General features: G+C 58.6%; 21 protein-coding genes. 10 read left to right on the top strand and 11 right to left on the bottom strand.

Annotation, left to right across the window (positions count from 1 at the left end; translation table 11 throughout):
* Positions 1-26: 26 nt before the first annotated feature.
* Positions 27-929: a DUF1853 family protein gene (locus GQF02_RS00690; protein WP_160794163.1), complete on the bottom strand. Its 903-nt coding sequence runs from the start codon at positions 927-929 to the stop codon at positions 27-29.
* Positions 907-1,671: an RNA methyltransferase gene (locus tag GQF02_RS00685; RefSeq protein ID WP_124734762.1), complete on the bottom strand. Its 765-nt coding sequence runs from the start codon at positions 1,669-1,671 to the stop codon at positions 907-909. The genes GQF02_RS00690 and GQF02_RS00685 overlap by 23 nt, the downstream gene beginning before the upstream one ends.
* A 153-nt stretch (positions 1,672-1,824) precedes the next feature.
* Between GQF02_RS00685 and GQF02_RS00680 the strand changes: the two genes are divergently transcribed.
* From GQF02_RS00680 to GQF02_RS00670, 3 genes are all read left to right on the top strand, one after another.
* Positions 1,825-2,613, top strand: a complete 789-nt coding sequence (locus tag GQF02_RS00680; protein ID WP_124734822.1) for an inositol monophosphatase family protein — start codon at positions 1,825-1,827, stop codon at positions 2,611-2,613.
* Positions 2,614-2,723: 110 nt separating this feature from the next.
* Positions 2,724-5,267: a DNA mismatch repair protein MutS gene (gene mutS, locus GQF02_RS00675; RefSeq protein WP_235930008.1), complete on the top strand. Its 2,544-nt coding sequence runs from the start codon at positions 2,724-2,726 to the stop codon at positions 5,265-5,267.
* Between the two features lie 96 nt (positions 5,268-5,363).
* The gene (locus tag GQF02_RS00670) at positions 5,364-5,801 is read left to right on the top strand and encodes a hypothetical protein (protein ID WP_160794161.1); all 438 of its coding nucleotides are present in this window, start codon (positions 5,364-5,366) and stop codon (positions 5,799-5,801) included.
* A gap of 16 nt (positions 5,802-5,817) precedes the next feature.
* On the opposite strand, the gene GQF02_RS00665 is transcribed toward GQF02_RS00670, so the two are convergent.
* The gene (locus tag GQF02_RS00665) at positions 5,818-6,714 is read right to left on the bottom strand and encodes a LysR family transcriptional regulator (RefSeq protein ID WP_124734760.1); all 897 of its coding nucleotides are present in this window, start codon (positions 6,712-6,714) and stop codon (positions 5,818-5,820) included.
* A 112-nt stretch (positions 6,715-6,826) separates the two neighbouring features.
* Here GQF02_RS00665 and aceB point away from each other — a divergent pair, with 112 nt between their 5' ends.
* The 6 genes from aceB to GQF02_RS00635 all read left to right on the top strand — a co-directional run bounded on the left by aceB (position 6,827) and on the right by GQF02_RS00635 (position 13,004).
* Positions 6,827-8,422, top strand: a complete 1,596-nt coding sequence (gene aceB / locus GQF02_RS00660) for a malate synthase A (protein WP_160794159.1) — start codon at positions 6,827-6,829, stop codon at positions 8,420-8,422.
* 331 nt (positions 8,423-8,753) lie between these two features.
* Positions 8,754-9,719: an ABC transporter substrate-binding protein gene (locus GQF02_RS00655; RefSeq protein ID WP_124734758.1), complete on the top strand. Its 966-nt coding sequence runs from the start codon at positions 8,754-8,756 to the stop codon at positions 9,717-9,719.
* A 109-nt stretch (positions 9,720-9,828) separates the two neighbouring features.
* The gene (locus tag GQF02_RS00650) at positions 9,829-10,731 is read left to right on the top strand and encodes an ABC transporter permease (RefSeq protein WP_160794157.1); all 903 of its coding nucleotides are present in this window, start codon (positions 9,829-9,831) and stop codon (positions 10,729-10,731) included.
* Complete coding sequence (locus GQF02_RS00645) at positions 10,728-11,522, top strand: ABC transporter ATP-binding protein (RefSeq protein WP_124734756.1); 795 nt, start codon at positions 10,728-10,730, stop codon at positions 11,520-11,522. The genes GQF02_RS00650 and GQF02_RS00645 overlap by 4 nt, the downstream gene beginning before the upstream one ends.
* Before the next feature lie 105 nt (positions 11,523-11,627).
* Positions 11,628-12,305 (top strand): SIMPL domain-containing protein, encoded by a 678-nt coding sequence (locus GQF02_RS00640; RefSeq protein ID WP_160794155.1) that lies wholly within the window; start codon positions 11,628-11,630, stop codon positions 12,303-12,305.
* Positions 12,306-12,392: 87 nt separating this feature from the next.
* A complete protein-coding gene (locus GQF02_RS00635; RefSeq protein WP_124734754.1) occupies positions 12,393-13,004 on the top strand; it encodes a glutathione S-transferase N-terminal domain-containing protein in 612 nt (203 codons plus the stop codon).
* A gap of 17 nt (positions 13,005-13,021) precedes the next feature.
* On the opposite strand, the gene GQF02_RS00630 is transcribed toward GQF02_RS00635, so the two are convergent.
* The 8 genes from GQF02_RS00630 to GQF02_RS00595 form a co-directional block, all read right to left on the bottom strand.
* Positions 13,022-14,587 (bottom strand): GGDEF domain-containing protein, encoded by a 1,566-nt coding sequence (locus GQF02_RS00630; protein ID WP_160794153.1) that lies wholly within the window; start codon positions 14,585-14,587, stop codon positions 13,022-13,024.
* Positions 14,588-14,650: 63 nt separating this feature from the next.
* Complete coding sequence (gene xerD, locus GQF02_RS00625; protein WP_160794152.1) at positions 14,651-15,535, bottom strand: site-specific tyrosine recombinase XerD; 885 nt, start codon at positions 15,533-15,535, stop codon at positions 14,651-14,653.
* Positions 15,525-15,902: a methylated-DNA--[protein]-cysteine S-methyltransferase gene (locus GQF02_RS00620; RefSeq protein WP_235930007.1), complete on the bottom strand. Its 378-nt coding sequence runs from the start codon at positions 15,900-15,902 to the stop codon at positions 15,525-15,527. Before GQF02_RS00620 ends, xerD begins: the two co-directional genes overlap by 11 nt.
* Positions 15,903-16,081: 179 nt before the next feature.
* On the bottom strand, positions 16,082-16,450 hold the full coding sequence (gene rplS / locus GQF02_RS00615; RefSeq protein WP_124734750.1) for a 50S ribosomal protein L19: 369 nt from the start codon (positions 16,448-16,450) through the stop codon (positions 16,082-16,084).
* 1 nt (position 16,451) lies between these two features.
* Positions 16,452-17,219 (bottom strand): tRNA (guanosine(37)-N1)-methyltransferase TrmD, encoded by a 768-nt coding sequence (trmD, locus tag GQF02_RS00610; RefSeq protein WP_160794151.1) that lies wholly within the window; start codon positions 17,217-17,219, stop codon positions 16,452-16,454.
* The gene (gene rimM / locus GQF02_RS00605) at positions 17,219-17,701 is read right to left on the bottom strand and encodes a ribosome maturation factor RimM (protein WP_220789283.1); all 483 of its coding nucleotides are present in this window, start codon (positions 17,699-17,701) and stop codon (positions 17,219-17,221) included. The genes trmD and rimM overlap by 1 nt, the downstream gene beginning before the upstream one ends.
* A gap of 57 nt (positions 17,702-17,758) precedes the next feature.
* A complete protein-coding gene (gene rpsP / locus GQF02_RS00600; protein WP_124734747.1) occupies positions 17,759-18,010 on the bottom strand; it encodes a 30S ribosomal protein S16 in 252 nt (83 codons plus the stop codon).
* 107 nt (positions 18,011-18,117) lie between these two features.
* Positions 18,118-20,793 carry a bifunctional acetate--CoA ligase family protein/GNAT family N-acetyltransferase gene (locus GQF02_RS00595; protein ID WP_124734746.1) on the bottom strand — a complete coding sequence of 892 codons (2,676 nt, stop codon included), beginning with the start codon at positions 20,791-20,793 and terminating at the stop codon, positions 18,118-18,120.
* A gap of 320 nt (positions 20,794-21,113) precedes the next feature.
* Between GQF02_RS00595 and nadA the strand changes: the two genes are divergently transcribed.
* Positions 21,114-22,031, top strand: coding sequence for a quinolinate synthase NadA (nadA, locus tag GQF02_RS00590; RefSeq protein ID WP_160794150.1), 918 nt, complete (start codon positions 21,114-21,116; stop codon positions 22,029-22,031).
* The last annotated feature ends 8 nt before the right edge of the window (positions 22,032-22,039 follow it).

The following is a 22,039-nucleotide window of genomic DNA, read 5'->3' as shown; positions in this document are numbered from 1 at the left end:
AAGGCAAGCCATCACCGCCTTCCAGCTCATACCCGCGCCAGTAATGCGTCCAGTCGCGCGGTATCCGGCCAGGCTTTAGGCATCACAAAACCGCGCGCCACTTCGACCCAGACCCCATCGCTGCCCTGCTCAAGCTCGGCCAGCAGTTGCGGTGACGGTACCATTTGCAAGAGCTGGCGCAATTCGGCCTCATTCCGTGTGTCTTCTGCCCTCACCCTTGCCGGAGCCAACCAGCGCTCGCGCGCCAGATGCACCCAGCGCGCCGCGGCATGCGTACGCGGCCAGGCTTCATCCAGCGGCGCACACCAGCCCCGCGTCAGCCCCGCATCCAGCGGCACAAAATCAGGCGGATAGAAAAACCAGCCTGCCAGCAACAGCTCGCGCCGGCAAGCAGCAAAATCGGCCGGCAACAGCCCCTGTGCACAAACATGATCCGACAACGCCAGTTGCTGCGTGAGTTTATGCGCCTTGAGCGGCCAGGCATCATTCAGCCCCGGCCCTATCAATACGCCCCCCGCCTGCGGCGCTTGCAAATAGAACTTGCTGGCGGTCTCCAGATGCCAGGGCTCGCCGTTTACACGCAACAAAAAATCAAACTCACCCAGCGTCAGCCCCGCCGGATCACGCAAGGCCAGACCATGCGCGACCACCTCGATATGCGGCCGCAAGTGAAACCAGAACAGCAAGAGCTGCTCGGCGTAATGCCCCAGACGCAAACGTGGGCTCGCCGCCAGACAAGAGAGCAAGGCTGCAGGATCGCGATCCAGCTCAGCCAGACAGGCCAGCCCCTCTGCCCCCAACAGGCGGGCACGCGGACAAGGCAGGCCGAAATGCACCGGAGGCGGTGCACACAGCAAAAAAGCCAGATCGCGCACTTCCGGATGCACGTAAGGCAGACGCAAGGAACTAGCTGCGTTCGATCTTGCCATGCTCGGCCGCCACCCGCTCGATCTGCTTGCAAAAACCGCGCAGGATATCGATTTCATCGCGCTCAAGACCGGCACGGCCAAACAGGGTTCGCATGCGCCGCATCAGGCGCTCGCTATTGCGGCGGCGGAAGTAGCCGATATCGTCCATCGCCTGCGCCAGATGGCCGCACAAACCTTCCACCTCGTCCAGCGTCGCCGGCTCGCCTGCGGGTTTGAGATAGTCCATCGCAAAGCCGCTGTGGCTGAACAACTCGTAACACATCACCTGCACCGCCATGGCCAGATTCAGCGAGAAATAATCCGGGTTGCCGGCAATGGTCACCAGCCGGTTGCACTGCTCGACTTCGCCTATCGACAAACCGAAGGTTTCATTACCGAACACCAGCGCGACCTGCTCGCCGGCCTGCGCACGCGCCACCAGTTCCGGCGTCGCCTCGCGCGGCACAGCCAAAGGCGTCGTCAGTTCGCGCCGGCGGCTGGTCAATGCGCAGGCTACAGTCACACCGCTAAGCGCCTCGGCCAGAGATGCAACCACGGTGGCCTGCTCCAGCACATCGACGGCACCGGAAGCCAGCGTATCCGCCTCGGGGCTGGGAAAGACTTTGGGTTCAACCAGATAGAGCCGGGTCAGGCCCATGGTTTTCATGGCGCGTGCTGCCGAGCCGATATTGCCCGGGTGGCTGGTACGGGTCAGGACGACCCGAATGTTCTTCAAAAAATCAGGGACTTGGGGTTTATTCATCAGCTGTTTACGAGTAGAATGCCGGCCATTATGAAACCCCGCGCAATGCGTCGGGGTTTTTTGTTCCTTAACCGAAATTGTTAGTGGCAGGCACGGCGCGCGTTGGTGAGCCGCGTGCCTGTTGCGTCCAGATTGTAGAGGCCGTCCATGCAAATGCATCCGATGCTAAATATCGCGGTAAAAGCTGCCCGCCGTGCAGGTAGCGTGATTCAGCGCGCATCGCACAATATCGACATCATCCGCGTCGAGAAGAAGAGTGCAAACGACTTCGTGACCGACGTGGATCGTGCCGCCGAGCAGGCCATTATCGACGTCATTCTCGAGGCTTATCCGTCGCACGCCATTCTAGCAGAAGAGTCCGGTGCCAAAGGCATGGGCGCCTCCGAGTACGAGTGGATCATCGACCCGATCGACGGCACCACCAACTTTCTGCACGGCCACTCGCAATACGCCATTTCCATCGCACTGGCCCACAAGGGTCAGGTACAGGAAGCCGTAGTCTACGACCCTAGCCGCAACGACCTCTACACCGCCAGCCGCGGCGTAGGCGCTTTCCTCAACGAGCGTCGCATCCGCGTTTCCAAGCGCATCCAGCTGAACGAATGCCTGATTGCCACCGGTTTCCCCGTGGTCGACCAGAGCATGATCGACACCTACCTTGCCATCCTGAAAGATGTCATCGCCAAGAGTGCCGGTGCCCGTCGTGAAGGCGCAGCCTCGCTTGACCTGTGTAATGTGGCTTGCGGCCGCGTGGACGGTTTCTTCGAATTCAACCTCAAGCCGTGGGACATCGCGGCAGGCAGCCTGATCGTACAGGAAGCCGGCGGTATCGTGACCGATATGAAGGGCGAGCAGACCTGGCTGGAAAGCGGCGACATCGTTGCCGCCAGCCCTAAGGTCTTGGCGCAGCTTCTGCACATCATCGCACCGCATGTAGCCTGAAGCGCGCATGCCGGATGACGATATTGCCGGCTTGACGTAAAATCAGCACGCCCAACGCCCCGCCAGTCGGGGCGTTGTCGTCTTTGTCACCCCTAGCCCAGAAGACCAGCATGAGCGCAGCCCACACCCCGATGATGCAGCAGTACCTTTCCCTCAAGCGCGACCACCCGGACAAGCTGGTGTTCTACCGCATGGGCGATTTTTACGAGCTGTTTTACGAGGACGCGGAAAAGGCGGCGCGCCTGCTGGATATCACGCTGACCACGCGCGGTGCCTCGGCCGGAACGCCGATCAAGATGGCTGGCGTGCCCTATCATGCCGCCGAAGGCTATCTCGCGCGTCTGGTCAAGCTGGGCGAGTCGGTCGCCATCGTCGAGCAGATCGGTGACCCGGCGACCAGCAAAGGCCCGGTCGAACGCAAAGTCATGCGCATCGTCACCCCTGGCACGCTGACCGACGCTGCGCTGCTGGACGACAAGCGCGACAATCTGGTGCTGGCGCTTAACAGCATCAAGGGCGTGCTGGGCATGGCCTGGCTGTCGCTGTCCAGCGGCGAATTCCGCATCATGCAGGTGCCGGTCGACGAGGTAATGAGCGAGCTTGAGCGCCTGCGCCCGTCCGAGCTTTTGCTGCCCGACGATAACGCCATTGCCCTCTTGGACACGCTGGCCATTCCGCGCAAGAAACTGCCGTCCTGGCAGTTTGACAGCGAGTCGGGCCAGCTCACCCTGACCCGCCATTTCGGCACGCGCGATCTGGCCGGTTTCGGCGCGGAGAACAGTCCGGTGGCCGTCGGTGCGGCCGGTGCCCTGCTCGAATACGCCAAACAGACCCAGGGCGCACATCTGGCCCATATCGCCAGCCTGAGCGTGGAAGACACCCGCGAACTGGTGCGTATGGATGCCGCCACCCGGCGCAATCTGGAATTGACCGAAACCCTGCGCGGCGAAGCCAGCCCGACACTGGCCTCCTTGCTTGACCATTGCAGCACCAGCATGGGCAGCCGCCTGTTGCGCCACTGGCTGCATCATCCGCTACGCAACCATGCCCGCCTGCGCGAACGGCTGGATGCAGTAGCAGCCCTCTCCTCCCAGCATCAGACGCTGCGCGATACCCTGTCCGGCGTAGCCGACATCGAGCGCATTACTGCCCGCATCGCCTTGCGTAGCGCCCGCCCGCGCGATCTGTCATCGCTGCGCGACTCGCTCGCCCGCCTGAAAGATGCCCGCCATCAGGCCGCCAGTCTGAACAGCGCACTGCTGAACACGCTGGCCAGCCATCTGCCGGAAAACGCCCCGGCCGAGGCGCTGCTGCGGGCGGCTATTTTGCCCGAACCATCGACCTTGCTGCGCGACGGCGGCGTGATCAATCACGGCTATTCGGCCGATCTGGACGAGCTACGCGACATCCAGACCAACTGCGGCGAATTCCTGCTGCAACTGGAGGCACGCGAACGCGAGCGCACGGGCATCAGCACGCTCAAGGTCGAATTCAACCGGGTGCACGGCTTTTATATCGAAGTGTCACGCGCCCAGTCGGACAAGGTGCCGGACGACTATCGCCGCCGCCAGACACTGAAAAACGCCGAGCGCTATATCACGCCGGAACTGAAAGAGTTCGAAGACAAGGCACTGTCGGCACAGGACAAATCACTGGCGCTGGAAAAGCAGTTATATGAAGCGCTGCTCGACGCACTGATTCCGCATGTCGGCGCGCTACAGCAGGCGGCGCAAGCAGTCGCCACGCTGGATGTGTTAGCCAACTTTGCCGAGCGCAGCGAAACCTGCAATTACGTCGCCCCCGAATTTGTCAGCAGCAACCGGCTGGAGATCAGCGAAGGCCGCCATCCGGTAGTGGAAGCCGGCGTCGAACGCTTTATCGCCAACGACATTTATCTGTCGGATGCCCGCAAGCTGTTGCTGATTACCGGCCCCAATATGGGCGGTAAATCGACCTATATGCGCCAGACGGCTCTGTTGACGCTGATGGCACATATCGGCTGCTGCGTACCGGCACAAAGCGCAATCATCGGCCCTATCGACCGCATCTTCACCCGTATCGGTGCCTCCGACGATCTGGCAGGCGGCCGCTCCACCTTTATGGTGGAAATGACCGAAAGCGCCAACATCCTCAACAATGCCACCGCGCACAGCCTGGTGCTGATGGATGAAGTCGGTCGCGGCACGTCCACCTTTGACGGTCTGGCGCTGGCTTGGGCGATTGCGCGTGCGCTGATCGAAAAAAACCGCAGCTACACGCTGTTCGCCACCCACTACTTCGAGCTGACGCGGCTGGCGCACGACTATGCCGGCGTCGCCAATGTCCATCTGTCAGCAGTCGAACACAAGGAAAGCATCGTGTTCCTGCATCACGTGGAAGAAGGCCCGGCCAGCCAGAGCTATGGCCTTGCCGTGGCACAACTGGCCGGCGTGCCACCCAAAGTCATACGCGAAGCGCGCCGCCATCTCCTTGAGCTGGAAAACCAGTCGGTCGCCCGCCAGCAGCCAGATCTGTTTACGCAAGCCGGCGCTCCCCAGCCAGAGGCGCAGCCGCACCCGGCGCTGGAGATGCTGGAAGACGCCGATGTGGACAGCCTGAGCCCGCGCGAAGCGCTGAGTCTGCTCTATGCGCTCAAGACGAAACTGGCTGAATAATCCGAAAAATGGCAGATAAATTTTTCTTCCAATGCCATTGAATATTTTCTATATTGATTACTTGAAAATCATTTGATAAAAGTCAAAGGCATCGCCATGAACAATTCTGATGAATCTGCCCAGAGCAGCGTGCAAAAACTTTTCAATCTGCCGGGGGATGCCGAAGCTTTGCCGCTGTCGGCGATCCGGCAGCGGGCTGGAAACCGCCTGAGCGAATTCGCCATCTATGCGCAGGATGCACTCGCCGGCATGGACATCTCGATCCCGCCGGCAATCAGTTTTGTCAGTTGCCCCAACTGTGCGCTGGAAATCAACAGCACTCATCCGCAATCGGCTGAAATACAGACGTGGCTGGATGGCAGCATCGGAGCTCAGGAGCGGTTCAAGAAGGTAGAAGTCCTGTATGAGCTGATTCACGCCAGCGAAAATGCCGGCGAGACTCTTGCAGCCGACATCTGCTTTCACATCGGCTTAAGCAGCATCGGCCCGATCGCCTACTTCGAACGCTTTACCGCCCGCCACTGCACACACTGAACGCAGCGCGGAAGGTCTAATCCCAATAGCCTGGCGCGCTGTAACAGGCGCGCAAATGTTCGATAAAGTGGCGTACCCTGAGCGGCAGCAAACGCCGCTCTGCCACCACCGCATACACCGGATAGTCGGGTGAGGCATACGCGTCCAGCACCGTGACCAATCGTCCTTCCGACAAGTCATCCTTCACCTCCCACAGCGAACGCCAGGCCAGGCCCAAGCCGCGAATGGCCCAGTCATGCAGCACGGCGCCGTCGTTGCACTCCAGCACGCCCGATACCTTGAGATTGACCAGCTCGCCTTGCTGCATGAAGCTCCAGCCGCGACTCTGGCTTTCGCCCAGCGACAGGCAGTTGTGGCCCGACAAATCTTCCAGACGATACGGAATGCCATGCTCGGCCAGATAGGCCGGAGATGCGACCACCACGCGACGGTTTTCGGCCAGACGCAGCGCGACTAAAGAGGAGTCGGCCAGATCGGAAATCCGTATCGCGCAGTCGATGCGGTCACGCACGAAATCCACCAGCCGGTCGGACAAATCCAGCGTCACCTTGATATCCGGATGCATGCGCTGGTAGCTGGCCACATGCGGCGCGACATGGCGCCGACCGAAGCCTGCCGGTGCCGATAGTCGCAGATGGCCGCGCACGCGGCCGCTGCCCGAAGCCACAGCCGCTTCGGCATCCGCCAGCTCGCCCAGAATGCGCAGCGCGTCTTCGTAAAAAGCCGTGCCCTCTTGAGTCAGCGTAATGGAGCGTGTCGTGCGCACCAATAGCCGCACACCTAAACGCTCCTCCAGCGCATCCAGCCGCCGCCCTATCATCGCCGGCACCACGCCTTCTTGCCGGGCGGCCGCGCTCAGACTCCCCAGCGTCACCACCGCGACCAGCGTTTCCATCTGCTTGAAGCTGTCCATTAGCATACAAAAAGTAAAAGGATTAATGCCATTTTAGAGCTTTTTCTACAATCCATGCTCACCTAAACTGGCAAACAGCATAATCAGACCGACAAACCTCAGGAGAAACCAGATGGCCATAACCTTGCCGCAAGGTGTTGAAATCCTCGCCCCGCTGAATGCGGAATACGAAACCATCCTCACAACCGAAGCGCTCGCGTTTGTGGCCAAGCTGCACCGCAAATTCGAAGGCACCCGCCGCGAACTAATCGCGCGCCGCGTGCTGCGCCAGGCAGAACTGGATGCCGGGCGTTTGCCAGACTTCCTGCCGGAAACCGCCGCCGTGCGCGCCGCTGACTGGAAAATTGCCCCGCTGCCGGCCGACCTTTTGGATCGCCGCGTCGAAATCACCGGCCCGGTCGAGCGCAAGATGATGATCAATGCACTGAACTCCGGTGCCAAGAGCTTCATGGCCGACTTTGAAGACTCGAACTGCCCGAGCTGGGACAACCAGATCAGCGGCCAGATCAATGTACGTGACGCCTATCGCAAGACCATCTCCTTCACCAGCCCAGAAGGCAAGCAATACGCGCTGAACGACACCATCGCCACCTTGCTGCTGCGCCCGCGCGGCTGGCATCTGATGGAAAAACACATCACCGTCGATGGCGATATCGTCTCCGGTGCACTGTTCGACTTCGCGCTGTCCTTCTTCCACAACATCCACTATCTGCTGGAAAACGGCCGCGCCACCTATTACTACCTGCCGAAGATGGAAAGCCATCTGGAAGCACGCCTGTGGAACGATGTATTCGTATTCGCACAGAACGAACTCTCCGTTGCACAAGGCACGATCAAGGCCACCGTACTGATCGAGACCATCCTCGCCGCCTTCGAGATGGACGAAATCCTGTATGAACTGCGCGAGCACAGCTGCGGCCTGAATGCCGGCCGTTGGGACTACATCTTCAGCTGCATCAAAAAATTCAAGAACAACAAGGATTTCTGCCTGGCCAACCGTGGTGCCATCACCATGACCGTGCCGTTTATGCGTGCCTATGCGCTATTGCTGCTCAAGACCTGCCACCAGCGTCAGGCACCGGCCATCGGCGGCATGGCCGCACTGATCCCGATCAAGAATGATCCGGTAGCCAATGAAAAGGCCTTGGGCGGCGTGAAGGCCGACAAGGATCGCGACGCCGGTGACGGCTACGATGGCGGCTGGGTGGCCCACCCGGGTCTGGTACCGATTGCAATGGAATCCTTTAACGCCGTGCTGGGCGATGCACCCAACCAGATCGGCAAGCAGCGTCCGGATGTCAACACGGCCGCAGCAGACCTGCTGTGCTTCCAGCCGGAAACACCGATCACCGAAGCCGGCATGAAGCTGAATATCGACGTCGGCATCCAGTATCTGGGCTCGTGGATCTCCGGCAACGGCTGCGTCCCTATCCACAACCTGATGGAAGATGCCGCCACCGCCGAGATTTCGCGTGCACAGATCTGGCAGTGGATACGCTCGCCCAAAGGCGTGCTGGAAGACGGCCGCAAGGTCACACAGGAGCTGTTTGCCCAGTTCCACGGCGAAGTTGTGGCCGACCTGAAAGACAAGCTGGGCAGCCGCTGGACGCGCCAGTATGAAGACGCGGCACGCATGTTTGCCGAGCTGACCAGCAGTGACGACTTCGTCGAGTTCCTGACCTTGCCAGGCTACGACTACCTCGACTAAGCCCCTGCATATCTGGCGGAAAGCCAGAACACGCAACGGCCACAGCAAGTCTGTGGCCGTTGTTCTTTACCTATACCAAACGCACAAGCGCACTCCCGGATTCATTGCGCCCACCCTTGCCGCAGCGCAGAAATAAATTAACCATCATATTTCAAGCTCACTCAAAAAATACAATATTCATCGCGCAAACCACAATACATTAGCAATTTTATTAAAATAAAGCCGCACTTGTAAGCATAAAAATCCAATAAGCAAAAAACAGCACCCGTCGTTTTGCCATAAGATTGCAGACAAAATCCAATCTTTATCTGTTTACGACGAGATCAACACCATGCGCCTATCCCTCCGTCCCCTGCTCGTTTCGCTGCTCGCTATCGGTGCATTCGGCTCGGCCTCTGCGGCCGATATGAAATCGGTTGCCATCACCGCCATTGTTGACCATCCGGCGCTGGATGCTGCCCGCAAAGGCGTGGAGGACGAACTGAAGGCAGCCGGCTATCAGAACGGCAGCAACCTCAAGCTGCAATACCAGAGCGCTCAAGGCAATACCGCGACAGCAGGCCAGATCGCGCGCAAATTCGTCGGCGACAAGCCCGACGCCATCGTCGCGATCGCCACACCGAGCGCACAGGCCGTCGCCGCCGCAACGCGCAATGTCCCAGTGGTCTTTATTGCCGTTACCGACCCGGTCGCCGCCAAACTGGTGCCTTCATGGAAGGCTTCGGGCAGCAATATCACCGGCGTATCCGACCGGTTGCCGATCGCAGCCCAGGTTGACCTGATCCAGAAAATCCAACCGGCCGCCAAAAAAATCGGCATGGTCTACAGCCCGGGTGAAGTCAATTCGGTCATTGTGGCGCGCGAACTGAAAACCGAACTGGGCAAACGCGGCATGACGCTGGTGGAGTCGGCCGCCGCGCGCAGCGTGGATGTCGCCCCCGCCGCCAAGAATCTGGCCGGCAAGGTCGATGCCATCTACACCAGCACCGACAATAATGTGGTGTCGACTTACGAGTCGCTGGTGGCCGTCGCCAACCAGAGCAAGATGCCGCTGATTGCTTCGGACCCTGATTCGGTCAAGCGCGGAGCCATCGCCGCACTTGGGCAGAATTATTACGACATCGGCCGTCAGGCCGGCCGTATCGTGGTGCGCATCCTCAAGGGTGAGAAAGCCGGCAGCATCGCGCCACAAATGGGCAACAAGCTGTCGCTGACGCTCAACCCGGCTGCAGCACAAAAGCAGAACATCAACCTGAGCCCGGCCCTGCTCAAGAGCGCCGCCGAAATCGTCAAATAAGTGCTGGCCGTAGCCGCCTGTTCGCGGCGGCTACGGCTAAAACCGTTTCTGCCCACGCACGACAAGCCATGCCGCAGAAGCATGGCAAACACAAAGAAAGCCACCAACCATGTCCGTCATTGCCCTGATGGGTGCACTGGAAATCGGCCTGATCTTCGCCCTGGTTGCACTGGGCGTGCTGATTTCCTTCCGCATTCTGAATTTTCCCGACCTGACTGCCGATGGCAGCTTCCCGCTGGGCGGTGCCGTTGCCGCCACCCTGATCGCCGGCGGCCATGACCCTTATAGCGCCTGCGCCTTCGCCATGCTGGCCGGCGCGGCAGCCGGCTGGACGACAGCCTGGCTCAATGTACGCCTGAATATCCTGCAGTTGCTGGCCAGCATTCTGGTGATGATTGCCTTGTATTCGATCAATCTCAGGATTATGGGCGCACCGAATATTCCGCTGATCGGTGAGGCCACCGTCTTCTCCGCGCTCATTGGCGATGATTTCGATCGTGCCATGACGGTACAGCCCGCCGTACTCGCCGCCATTATCGTACTGGCCAAGCTGGGGCTGGACGCTTTCTTTGCCTCGCAGGCCGGCCTCGCCATGCGCGCCACCGGCGCCAACCCGCGCATGGCACGCGCACAGGGCATTTCAACCGACCGCATGGTGCTCTGTGGCATGGCGCTATCCAATGCGCTGATCGCGCTGGGCGGCGCACTCTATGTACAGACCCAGGGCGGTGCCGATATCTCGATGGGCATCGGCACCATCGTGGTCGGGCTGGCGGCGGTCATCATCGGCGAAACGCTGATTCCGTCGCGCAAGCTGTGGGTGATCACGCTGGCGACAGTACTGGGTGCCCTGCTCTATCGCATACTGATCGCGCTGGCACTCAACGCCGACTTTATCGGCCTGGCCGCGCAAGATCTGAACCTGATCACCGCACTTCTGGTTGGCTTTGCCTTGGTGCTGCCGCTGATCAAGGCCAAATTCAAACGACTATCCGGAGGATTGGCCAAATGATGCGCGCCGACAATCTGCAAAAAACCTTCAACCCAGGTACGCCGGTCGAAAACCATGTGCTGCGCGGCATGTCGCTGACCATAGAAACCGGCCAGTTCGTCACGGTGATAGGCAGCAATGGGGCCGGCAAGTCGACACTGCTTAATGCCATCTCCGGCGATATACAGCCTGACTCCGGCCGGCTGTTTATCGACCAGCAGGATGTGACACGCATGGGTGCATGGCAGCGCGCCAAACTGGTGGCACGGGTATTCCAGGACCCGATGGCCGGCACCTGTGAAGGGCTGAGCATAGAAGAGAATCTGGCGCTGGCCTGGCAGCGCGGAGAGAAACGCGGTCTGGGACTGGCCGTCAAAAAAGCACAGCGCGAATTATTCCGCGACAAACTTGCGACGCTCAAGCTGGGACTGGAGAACCGCTTATCAGACCGCATGGGACTGCTGTCTGGCGGACAGCGCCAAGCCATCAGCCTGTTGATGGCCTCATTACGTCCCTCGCGCATCCTGCTGCTGGATGAACACACGGCGGCGCTGGATCCGAAAACCGCTGCTTTCGTACTGGAGCTGACCGACCAGATCGTGCGCGACAATAAACTCACCGCGCTGATGGTGACCCACTCCATGCGTCAGGCGCTGGATCATGGCGACCGTACGGTCATGCTGCATCAAGGCCAGGTGGTGCTGGATGTGAGCGGTGAAACACGCCGGCAGATGCAGGTTGCCGATTTGCTGTCCATGTTCGAAAAGACCCGCGGTGAAGTCATCGATGATGATGCCTTGCTGCTAGGCTAGCGCGATACCCGCTAGGGCATACATCTGCCACAGCAACCTTTCTTGCATATCTAGGCTATGATTCACAATATGTATGAATGATTGCCTCGCCCTGAAGGTTGCCCGATGAAGATGTTGCCCTGCCTGTTTGCCCTGCTCTGCCTGCTTGCACCTGCGGTACAGGCAGAGGGGGTGATGCTTAACCTGAATGCCAGCGCCGAGCGCGAACTTGCCAATGACGAGTTTCAGGCCACGCTCTATGTCGAGGACAAGGCCAGCGACCCCACCATTCTGGCCGAACGCCTGAATCGCCAGCTTGCCCGTGCCGTCGCTGTCGCTAAAGGCTTTCCCTCCATCACCAGCCGCAACAGCGGCTACAATAGCTGGCCCTTATACGATAAGAACGGCAAGCTTCAGGCATGGAGCGCGCGCGCATCGCTCAGCATCCAAAGCCGCAATATGCAACAAGCCGGTGAACTGACCGTGCAATTGCAGCGCTTTATGCTGCTCTCCAGTGTCGATTTCCGGGTCTCCGAGCAGCTCAGACGCGAAACAGAACAACAGCTGATTCCTCAAGCCATTCATAGCTTGCGCGCACAGGCGCAGATCGCCGCCCGCGCTTTGGACAAAGCGCATATCGCGGTACGCGAACTGACGCTGGGGCAAAATACACCGCCTCCCTCGTTCCGTCCTGTCATGCTCAAGTCCGCCGCCATGGAAGCCGCCGCGCCCGCCAGTCCCGACTGGCAAGCCGGTGTTAGCCTGCTACGACTGGAAGTATCCGGCAAGGTAGAGCTACTTTAGATACACAACACTTTCGTCTTGCTGTTCATTGGGTTACAGTTCGACATTGAATCATTGGCTTTGCTGCCAACCTAACACCGACAGACTATGAAACTGCTTGCTTCACCCACCAGTCCCTTTGCACGAAAAGTGCGCATCGTACTGGCCGAAAAAAAAATAGAATGTCCGATCCAGATCGAGCAACCCTGGCAGGCCGACAGCCACATTAGCGACTACAACCCGCTGGGCAAGGTACCGGCCCTTGAGCTGGATGATGGCAGTGTGCTGTTCGACTCGCGTGTCATTGTCGAATATCTGGATAGCATCTCGCCCGTTTCCCGCCTTTACCCGCAGGAAAGACGGGTGCTGATCGATACCCGCCGCTGGGAAGCGCTGGCTGACGGCCTTTGTGATGCGGCCGTTTCCATCGTGATCGAGCGCCGCCGCCCTGCCGACAAGCAAATGGAAGAATGGGTCCAGCACCAGCATGCAAAAATCACCCGTGCACTGGCGACCATGAGCCGGGACCTGGGCGAGCGCTTGTGGTGCAACGGCGAGGCTTACAGCATTGCCGACATTGCCGTGGGCTGCAGCCTGGGCTATCTGGCGCTGCGTTTTCCCGAGCTTGACTGGCAGGCCGATTACGCCAATCTGGCCGCGCTGCAGGACAAACTGTCCCTGCGACCATCATTTATCGATACCCGCCCCGCCTGCGCATAACCCTTGTCCGCCGGCTATCAGCCGGAAGACCCGGAGCAGACCGACCCGGCCGCCCATGCGCCCGGGTCGCATTCTATGCGGTTACGCCCGCCATCTTTCGCCCGGTACAATGCGCGGTCAGCACGCTCGATCAGCCAGTCCAGATCCGGCTCGGCCACACGGGATTCAGCTACTCCCAGACTGACCGTCACCCGCAAACTGGCGGACAAATCGGGATAGGCCTGTGCCGCAATCGCCTGACGTATGCGCTCGGCGACTTCCAGCGCTTCGTCCAGCGGCGTATGCCTGAGCAAGACCACCAACTCCTCCCCGCCATAACGGGCCGCCAGATCACTGGGACGCAGCAGCACCGGCAGCAGCCGTCCCAATATGCGCAGGACTTGATCGCCAGCCAAATGGCCATAGTGATCATTGACCTGCTTGAAGTGGTCGATATCGATCAGCAGCAAAGAACAAGGCATGCCATGCCGCTCGGCATTGGCCAACTCGCGTCTGGCCATCTCCATAAAATGGCGGCGGTTATACAAACCGGTCAGCTCATCGGTCAGCGCCAGTTCGGCCAATTTCCGATTCAGCAGGCTCAACTGGCTGGCCGTACGTTTAAGCGTGCCCGTCCAATGCTGCAATATCTGGTAAAAGAAATAGGCGATGAAAACCACCAGCACCGACAGCACGATGTGAATGATCTGCAGCACCTGCAAAGCTGACAGGGCCACCGTAGGCCAGCCGATACGGTCATAGTGGACAAATGCCTGCGCGACATAAGCGCCATGCAATCTGACCGCCAGAAAAACATAAAGCAATAAGGCGAGCAGCAGCAAAGCCGTCGTCCATAGGGAATACGTCAGGCGCACCCTGCGCCGAGTCAGCCATGGCAGTCTGTCAAGCGCACGCTCGATACGCCGCCCGTACAGCCAGAGCAATGGCAGCAGCAACGCAAAATTAGCCAGCATGCCCAGCCAGCGGCCAAGCCACAGACTCAGCAACTGGGCATAGCCGGACTGGCTGGCATAGACACCGACCAGCACATCCAGCGAAGCAAACGTTGCACTCACCGTCACCATCATCAAAAAAAACAGCAGATTATCGCCAGAGGAAAGGTCGGGACGCATGGGCACGGCACGGTAACCCAGATACAAGATAAGCAAAGCCAGCAAATGTGTGGCTCCGGACAGCAAGATGAACGGCAGCGAAAAATGCATGACCCATGCGGCAAACAGCGCACTGAGCAAGGCCAGCGCACCGCCCAGCGCGATACCGAACCAGAGCGTCCACAAGATAGCCAGCAACATGCCAGGAGCCAGCACCAGCGGCAACACTTCTGCCTGCCAAGGCAAAGACAGGCTCAGCCAGGACTCTGCGGCTGGCCACCCCACTGACAGCAAGCACAGGCTCAGCGACAAAAACCAGGCCAGCGCCAGACGCCGGACTATCCCCCGCTGCGCAACAGGTCGCAGCAGGCGAAAACGCAGCATGCGCGCGCCAGAGTCCACTTCCGTCTGTGCATCAAGCAAGGAAGAAGCGGGCAGATGGCAAGCAGCCTCATCCGCGGCAGAGGAGAAAATATCGGCAGCATCCGGCATGCCATCAGCCTAGTTGATCGATGCCGCAATAGCCAATCCGTCCAGCATCAACGGATGCAAAAATCAGCCGCGCGGATGATGTTCCCGGTGCAGCTGGCGCAAACGCTCGCGGGCGACATAGGTATAGATCTGGGTCGTCGAAATATCGGCGTGGCCAAGCAATAACTGCACTACACGCAGGTCTGCACCATGGTTGACCAAGTGCGTGGCAAAAGCATGGCGCAGGGTATGCGGGCTGACATGGCTCAAACCCAGCTGCGTCGCGTAGCGTTTAATCAGCAACCAGGCCATCTGCCGCGTCATACGGCTACGCCTGACCGTCACGAACACATCATCGCAAGCCGTCCCCGCCAGCAAAACCGGCCGCGCTTCGGTGAGATAACGCAATAACCACTCCTGCGCCACCTCACCCATGGGCACCAGCCTTTGCTTGTCGCCCTTGCCTATGGTGGACACCACGCCGGATGCCAGATCCAGCTCGCCCAGCTGCAGGGAAACCAGCTCGGACACGCGCAGCCCGGTCGCATACATCAACTCGAACATGGATCTGTCCCGCAAACCCAGCAAACTGGCGGCATCGGGCGCCTCAAGCAGCGCCTCCACATCGGCTTCAGATAAAGGACGCGGCAAGGCACGTACCGGCTGTGGCCCTTTCAGGCGCTTGAGCGGGTCATTGCTACGCACACCGGTTTCCAGCAAATGGCAAAAAAAACGCCGTGCAGCCGAAATAAGCCGCGCACGGGTAGCGGTACTCTCTTGCGCTTGTGGCAGCAGAGCCTGCGCCAGTATGGCCTCATCGACACTGACCAGATCCGTATCCAGGGCCTCAAGACGCTGCGCCAGCTTGCACAGATCGCGCCGGTAAGCATCCAGCGTATTACGCGACAGGCCATCGGTCAGCAAGCACAGATCCAGAAAGGCATCGATCAGCTCAAGACTAGCGTTCATGGGCAAGCAGCCAGCGCTTGATCGCCAGCATCTCGTTACCGGTCGACAAATTGAAACCGCCCAGACCGTTTTTTGCCAGCACCCGGTGGCAAGGAATAATGATGGGTAAAGGATTGCGCCCACATGCCCCGCCAACTGCGCGCGCAACAGACCCTATATTGGCGGCAAGCTGCTGGTAACTAAGCGTCTGTCCCGGCGCAATGGCGGCAATGGCCTGCCATACCCGCCTCTGGAATGGGGTTCCCTCCAGTTGGTAGGGCAAATCAAAGCAAAAGGAGGCATCAAGCAGCCAGGCCTGCAACTGCCGGGAAACTTCGGCGGCCAGCGTGCCAGAGCCAGCAGCCTGCATAGCAGTGCTAGCGGGCAAAAAATCAACCCTCTGCAAGTACTGTGCAGAACAACGGATGCCCAGCATGGCAAAGGGCGCGGGAATAATAGCGGAATAGGAGGTCATCTTCGGAACGAAAAAAAGCGCAAGGAATGCCTTGCGCTTCATCATGACGGCAAAGCCGTCGTTTGGCCAGCGGACATCATGTCCGCGGTCAATTAGCGTGCCTTGCGTGCTGGCAGCTTTTCCTTGATACGTGCGGACTTGCCGGTCAGACCACGCAGGTAGTACAGCTTGGCGCGACGAACGTCACCACGACGCTTGACTTCGATGGTAGCCAGCAGCGGGGAGTAAGTCTGGAAAGTACGCTCAACACCTTCACCGGCGGACATTTTGCGCACGATGAAAGAGCTGTTCAGGCCACGGTTACGCTTGGAGATTACGACACCTTCGTAAGCCTGCAGACGCTCGCGGTTACCTTCCTTAACTTTAACCTGGATGACAACGGTGTCACCTGGTGCGAATTCAGGAATGGTCTTGCCCAGACGGGCAATTTCTTCTTGCTCGAGTTGTTGAATCAGATCCATGTTAATGCTCCGCTTTCTGGGAATCTTGTTCCTGCTGATACTCTGCCAGCAGCCGAGATTCCTGTTTTGATAATGTACGGCCCTGCAACAAGTCGGGGCGGCGTAACCAGGTACGGCCCAACGACTGTTTAAGTCGCCATTTTGCAATCAGGGCATGATTACCGGACATCAATACTTCCGGTACCCTCATCCCCCGGTACTCTTCCGGTCGTGTGTAATGCGGACAGTCCAGTAGTCCGTCGGCAAACGAGTCTTCACTCGCCGACTGCGCGTCACCCAGCACGCCAGGCAACAACCGCAACACCGTATCCATCAACACCATCGCCGGTAACTCGCCACCCGACAGCACATAGTCGCCGATGGAAATTTCCTCGTCGACTTCGCTCTCGATCAAACGCTCGTCGACGCCTTCATAGCGCCCGCACAAGAGGATGAGACCCGGACGTTGCGACAACTCGACCGCCTTGCGGTGATCCAGTGCCCGTCCTTGTGGCGACAAATAAACAACATGACTCGTTTCGGCGCCCTGTGCCTGCTGCCTTGCCCGTGCCGCGTCAAGCGCAGCGACTAAAGGCTCGATCAGCATCAGCATGCCGGGACCACCGCCATAAGGCCGGTCGTCTATCGTACGATAGTTATTGCTAGTGAAGTCCCGCGGATTCCACGCGGAAAAATCACAGATGCCCAGCTCCACCGCGCGCCGGCTGACGCCAAAACGGGTGACTGCATCGAACATCTCGGGAAACAGCGAGATTGCGTCTATCTGCATCAGAAATCGACGCCCCAGTCGACCGAAATACGGCCGGCTGCAAGGTCAACATTCAACACAACCTGGTCGACGAAGGGAAGCAAACGCTCTTTCCCGTCATCAGCCAGCACCAGCACATCATTGGCACCGGTTTCCAGCAGGTTTTTCACCTTGCCCAGCAGCACGCCTTCCTGATTGACGACCTCCAGACCGATCAGATCGGACCAGTAGTATTCGCCCTCTTCAGTTTCAGGCAATTCTGCACGTGGCACGGCAATTTCGCATCCACGCAGAGCGTGGGCAGCATCACGCCCGTCAACACCGGCCAGTTTGGCTGCCAGTGCCTTGGGATGAACTGCACCTTCTTCGAAGGTATACGCTTTAAAGCTACCATCTTTGCCCAGCCACCAGACCGGGTAGTCAAACAGGCTATCGGCGTATTCGGTATCGGCATGGACTTTCACCCAGCCGCGTACACCAAACGCACCACTGACATAACCCATGATGACCAGATCTTCGCTGCGCATAATGTCCTTACCCGCCAGTTGAATCACCAACGGTTAAGCAGCAGCCTTAGCCTGCTCCTTGAGCAGCTTGGCTACGGTGTCGGACACCTGAGCACCTACGCCAACCCAATGGTTCAGACGATCCATGGTGAAGCGCACACGCTCTTCTTTTTCGTTTGCAACTGGGTTGTAGAAGCCAACGCGCTCGATAAAGCGGCCATCACGACGGCTGCGGGAATCGGTAACAACGATGTTGTAGAACGGACGGTTCTTGGAACCACCGCGAGACAGACGAATTACTACCATTGTCGATAGTCCTTGAATGAAATCGGAACGTAGAAAAGCGTGCAATTCTAGGGCAATTTTTCTTTATCTGGCAAGTGTTTATTCCTGCATCACCCCCTTGCCGGCCCTCACAACACCTTGCTGACCAGCGTCAGCGCCCTGTCTTCCGGATGCACCGTGACTTCAAAGCCCAGCTTTTGCATCAGTTTCAGCATCCCTTTATTTGCCGCCAGCACCTCGCCATGCATGATTTTCAGGCCCTGCATACGCGCGGCATCAAATAGCGCGTCCATCAGCACATAGCCTATGCCCCTGCCTTGCCACGAGTCGCCAACCTCCAGCGCAAACTCGCACGACTCCATATCCGGATCGGTAATAAAACGGGCCACCGCCAGCATTTCTTCGGTGCCGTCCAGTTCGCGCACCATGGCGAGTGCCATTTCGCGGTCGTAATCAAGCTGGGTGAAGCGCACCAGTACCTGCTGTGATAGCTGTTTGATACTGGACAGGTAACGGTTGTAGCGGCTTTCCTCCGACAGGTTGCGCACAAAGGCCTGCTGCATATCCGCATCTTCCGGGCGTACCGGCCGGATAAGGACTTCGGTTTCATCCTTCAGACAGACCTGCTTCACCATATGGGCAGGGTAAGGCATGATCGCCATATGCTGGTACCGCTTACGCCCGGCAGGCACCGCGTGCAGGATAATGCTGGCATCCAGCACCATCACGCCATGTTCGTCTACCAACAGCGGGTTGATCTCCAGCTCGCGCACCTCGGGCAGCTCGCAGACCATTTCCGATACCCGCAGCAAGACATTATGCAAAGCATCGTGATCGACCTCGGGTAGATTACGGAAGGGGCCGAGTACTTTACTGATCCGGGTTCGGGCAATCATGCGCCGCACCAGATACGCATTCAAAGGCGGCAAAGCCAAGGCTCGGTCCTGTAACACTTCGACGGCGATACCGCCTGCACCAAAGGCGATGACCGGACCAAACACAGAATCATGCGCAACACCGACCATGACCTCGCGCGCATAACGGTATTTTTTCATGGCCTGCACCGACACCCCGGAAATACGGGCATCCGGCTTGACCGCTTGTGCCCGCTGCCAGATGGAGGCAAAGGCCTGACGCAGCGTCGCCTCGTTGCTGATATTAAGCTCGACACCACTAACGTCCGATTTATACATAATGTCGGGCGAATCGATCTTGAGCACGACCGGATAGCCAATGGCCGCAGCCAGGGCGACTGCCTCATCTTCCGTCGTCGCCAGCAATGTCGGGTTAACCGGAATGCCAAAGCTCGCCAGCACGGCCTTAGACTCGCGCTCTGACAAGACTGCCCGCCCCTGCGCCAATACATCGGCAATCACGGCGCGTGCCGCAGCCACATCCGGCTCATGCAGCGCCCCCTCCAGCGGCCCTGGCGTTTGCAATAGCAATTGCTGGTTGTCGTGATAGGCCGCCAGATTGCGGAATACCTCTACGGCAAATTCGGGCGCACGAAAATGTGCGCATTTGGCCTTGGAAAACAGCTCCCGGCTCTCGGAGACTTTGGCATCCCCCAGCCAGGACAGGAATATCGGCTTGGAAGACTCACGCTGCAAGCCGACCATCAGTTGCGCCGTCGTCAAATGATCGGTTCCGGCCTGCGGCGTAAAAATGACCAATACGCCATCCACACCCGGATCATCCAGGCAAGCTTTAACCCCGCTACGAAAACGCATGGGCGAAGCATCACCAATAATATCGACCGGATTTGCCCGCGACCAGTTACGGGGCAGCACATCATCCAGCTGGCTCAATGTTTGCGCCGATAACTGGGCCAGCTCGACCCCATAAGTCCAGGCACTGTCGGCCGCCAATATCCCCGGGCCGATACCATTAGTCACAATAGCCAGACGCCTGCCGGCAATACGGTACTTGGCCGCCAGCATCTTGGCCGCGGTAAACAGCTGGGCAATGGTTTGCACCTGCAGCACACCGGCGCGCGACAAGGCAACATCGAAAACATCATTACCATCAATCAGGTGGCTGGATGCCAGCACTCCCGCCTCCTGGCTTTCATAGCGTCCGGACTTGATCACCACCACCGGTTTGGTGCGCGCTGCGGCACGCAGGGCGCTCATAAAGCGCCGGGCATCGTGAATGTGATGGACATGCAGCAAGATACCCTGGGTAAACGTGTCCGCTACCAGATAATCCAGTATCTCGCCGAACTCCACGTCCAGTGCCGTTCCAACCGATATCACACTGGAAAAACCTATCCCTTTGCTGTCTGCCCAGTCCAGCATCGCGGTACACAGGGCGGAAGACTGTGACACCAAGGCCAGATTGCCCGTTTTCACTTTGCTGGTGTAATTGGTGGCATTAAACCCAGCTACAGGGCGCATCAGCCCCAGCACATTCGGCCCCAGCACACGGATGCCATAATGGCTGGCAATAGACATGGCCTCGGCCATGATTTCACGCTCAATCTGCTCGCTGTCGGAAAACTCCTTGGCCAGCAGCATCGCCTTTACGCCTTTCTTACCGCAATCCTTCATAATCGCCGGCAAGCTGCGCAAGGGGGTGGTTACCACCGCCAGCTCCACATCCGGCTCGATCTGACGTACAGACGCTACGGCGGCGATGCCACCTACGGTCTTGTGGTTCAGATTGACCGGGTAGAGTTTCCCCTGAAAATTCCCGGCCAGCAGATTGGCAAAAACGGCCTGCCCAACCGAGCCTGGCGTATCGCTGGCACCGATGACCGCCACACTGCGCGGAGAAAACAATGAAGTAAGATAGTGGGGCTTCATGGGACTCTTCTAAAAAAACCCAGCAAAATGATGACCTCGTACCGCCTAAAGTGCGACACGCGGGATATAAATGCATGCGTAAAGTGGCATAGCAAAAACCGCCTTCGTGCAATCACATAGCTTGGCCGACACCGGTTTATGATTATTGACTATACCGGTAAGCATGAACCGATAACATTCATAGCAACAAGTGGTACTTGCCACAGCTAGCCTAGCGCCCGCAAACTTGTTACGCTCTTCCACTTTCACCTTGGATATTGCACCGCAACAAAGCCCGCGTCGAGTGTTGTGCGGTAGTCACCGGAGTATATAAAGCCATCATGACGAAACGAGTCGTCACACTAGCCCACTACTACACCCAACCGGAAATCCAGCAGATGGCCGATAAGGTGGGAGACAGTCTGGAGCTGTCGCTGTTTGCACGCGAAGCCGAGGCTGACATCATTGTTTTTGCCGGCGTGCGTTTTATGGCGGAAACAGCCAAAATCCTCAACCCGGCCGCAACCGTTATTTTGCCGGATGCAGGCTCGACCTGCTCCCTGGTCACCCAGACCGATGTTGTTGCGCTCAAACGCTGGCGTGAGAGCCACCCCGACCATGTCCATGTGTCGTATATCAACTCGAGCGCGCAACACAAAGCGCTGTCGGACTGGATCGTCACCAGCCGTAATGTTGACGACATCATCGCGCACCTTTATGCCGAAGGGAAAAAAGTCATTTTCTCGCCGGATCGCAATATGGGCGCCTACCTGAATTACCAATACGGCTACGACATGCCGCTTTGGTCGGCGGTCTGCGAAGTACACGACAAATTCAATGAAGCCGCGCTAACCGAGGCATTCAATGCCGTCCCTGGCAAAAAATTCCTGATCGCCCACCCAGAAAGCCCGCTGCCAGTACTGCAAAAGGCAGATTATGTCGGCTCGACATCCGGCATGCTCAATTGGGTCAAAGCCTATGCCGATGATCCGAAGGCCGTGATTTTTGTCGCCACCGAAGATGGGATTCTGTACAACATGGGCCTAGCGCGTCCCGACCTCGACTTGCGTCAGGCACCGATCTACGCAGGTTGCCAGTGCAACTCCTGCCCCTATATGAAAATGAATACCATAGAGGCCGTGCGCCGGGCACAACAAGGCGAAGGGCTGGAAATTGATTACCTGAGCGAGGCGGAAATGGCGGCAGCCCGCCTGCCGATAGAACGCATGCTCGACTTCAGCCAGCGTTATTACGCCTAAGCGCTTTT

Source organism: Craterilacuibacter sinensis, from assembly GCF_009831765.1.
Classification (GTDB): domain Bacteria; phylum Pseudomonadota; class Gammaproteobacteria; order Burkholderiales; family Chromobacteriaceae; genus Craterilacuibacter; species Craterilacuibacter sinensis.
This window is presented reverse-complemented; position numbering and strand designations above follow the sequence as displayed.

Excerpts from the sequence above, each read along its gene's own strand:
- GQF02_RS00690 (WP_160794163.1), bottom strand. The coding sequence starts at position 929 with ATGGCAAGATCGAACGCAGCTAGTTCCTTGCGTCTGCCTTACGTGCAT.
- GQF02_RS00685 (WP_124734762.1), bottom strand. The coding sequence starts at position 1,671 with ATGAATAAACCCCAAGTCCCTGATTTTTTGAAGAACATTCGGGTCGTC.
- GQF02_RS00680 (WP_124734822.1), top strand. The coding sequence starts at position 1,825 with ATGCATCCGATGCTAAATATCGCGGTAAAAGCTGCCCGCCGTGCAGGT.
- mutS (WP_235930008.1), top strand. The coding sequence starts at position 2,724 with ATGAGCGCAGCCCACACCCCGATGATGCAGCAGTACCTTTCCCTCAAG.
- GQF02_RS00670 (WP_160794161.1), top strand. The coding sequence starts at position 5,364 with ATGAACAATTCTGATGAATCTGCCCAGAGCAGCGTGCAAAAACTTTTC.
- GQF02_RS00665 (WP_124734760.1), bottom strand. The coding sequence starts at position 6,714 with ATGGACAGCTTCAAGCAGATGGAAACGCTGGTCGCGGTGGTGACGCTG.
- aceB (WP_160794159.1), top strand. The coding sequence starts at position 6,827 with ATGGCCATAACCTTGCCGCAAGGTGTTGAAATCCTCGCCCCGCTGAAT.
- GQF02_RS00655 (WP_124734758.1), top strand. The coding sequence starts at position 8,754 with ATGCGCCTATCCCTCCGTCCCCTGCTCGTTTCGCTGCTCGCTATCGGT.
- GQF02_RS00650 (WP_160794157.1), top strand. The coding sequence starts at position 9,829 with ATGTCCGTCATTGCCCTGATGGGTGCACTGGAAATCGGCCTGATCTTC.
- GQF02_RS00645 (WP_124734756.1), top strand. The coding sequence starts at position 10,728 with ATGATGCGCGCCGACAATCTGCAAAAAACCTTCAACCCAGGTACGCCG.
- GQF02_RS00640 (WP_160794155.1), top strand. The coding sequence starts at position 11,628 with ATGAAGATGTTGCCCTGCCTGTTTGCCCTGCTCTGCCTGCTTGCACCT.
- GQF02_RS00635 (WP_124734754.1), top strand. The coding sequence starts at position 12,393 with ATGAAACTGCTTGCTTCACCCACCAGTCCCTTTGCACGAAAAGTGCGC.
- GQF02_RS00630 (WP_160794153.1), bottom strand. The coding sequence starts at position 14,587 with ATGCCGGATGCTGCCGATATTTTCTCCTCTGCCGCGGATGAGGCTGCT.
- xerD (WP_160794152.1), bottom strand. The coding sequence starts at position 15,535 with ATGAACGCTAGTCTTGAGCTGATCGATGCCTTTCTGGATCTGTGCTTG.
- rplS (WP_124734750.1), bottom strand. The coding sequence starts at position 16,450 with ATGGATCTGATTCAACAACTCGAGCAAGAAGAAATTGCCCGTCTGGGC.
- trmD (WP_160794151.1), bottom strand. The coding sequence starts at position 17,219 with ATGCAGATAGACGCAATCTCGCTGTTTCCCGAGATGTTCGATGCAGTC.
- rimM (WP_220789283.1), bottom strand. The coding sequence starts at position 17,701 with ATGGGTTATGTCAGTGGTGCGTTTGGTGTACGCGGCTGGGTGAAAGTC.
- rpsP (WP_124734747.1), bottom strand. The coding sequence starts at position 18,010 with ATGGTAGTAATTCGTCTGTCTCGCGGTGGTTCCAAGAACCGTCCGTTC.
- GQF02_RS00595 (WP_124734746.1), bottom strand. The coding sequence starts at position 20,793 with ATGAAGCCCCACTATCTTACTTCATTGTTTTCTCCGCGCAGTGTGGCG.
- nadA (WP_160794150.1), top strand. The coding sequence starts at position 21,114 with ATGACGAAACGAGTCGTCACACTAGCCCACTACTACACCCAACCGGAA.